Below are 522 nucleotides of genomic sequence, written 5' to 3'. Positions count from 1 at the left end.
AAGCCCGTTTTACATTGTAAATCGGGCTTTTTTTGACCTATTTTTTACCTCGAAAACTTGTTGTTCCTGATTGAATCAGGCAAGCTCGCTGGTTTGTTTATCATCAATCGCTAATGCATTGGGGAACCACACATGTTGAAAAGGCTTAAGTCATTTCTGTTTAAAATGGTGTTGATATTACTGATTGCCCCAATCGTTTTGGTTGGTGTGGTGAAATATGTCGATCCACCAATATGGGGATGGAAGTTAAGCCGCATTGTTGCGCCACCAAAGAACTATCCAGACAGCAGCCAACATGAATGGGTATCCTTGTCGCGTATCTCAAAAAATATGCAGTTAGCGGTGATTGCGACCGAAGACCAAAAATTCCCTCATCATTATGGTGTCGATTTCGAGTCGCTATTCGACGTGATTTCCGAGGCTGGTGATAATGGTCCGTCGAGAGGCGCGAGCACCATTACCCAACAAGCTGCGAAAAATGTGTTTTTGTTTCCATCTCACTCCTACGTTCGCAAGGCTTAT

General features: G+C 43.5%; 1 protein-coding gene. It reads left to right on the top strand.

What is annotated here, in order from left to right; genetic code table 11:
- Positions 1 to 132: 132 nt before the first annotated feature.
- The coding region (locus tag R7093_RS27950) for a transglycosylase domain-containing protein (RefSeq protein ID WP_318147374.1) at positions 133 to 522 on the top strand (390 nt) is incomplete at its 3' end.

It is taken from the genome of Vibrio sp. 1580 (assembly GCF_033340055.1).
This window is presented reverse-complemented; position numbering and strand designations above follow the sequence as displayed.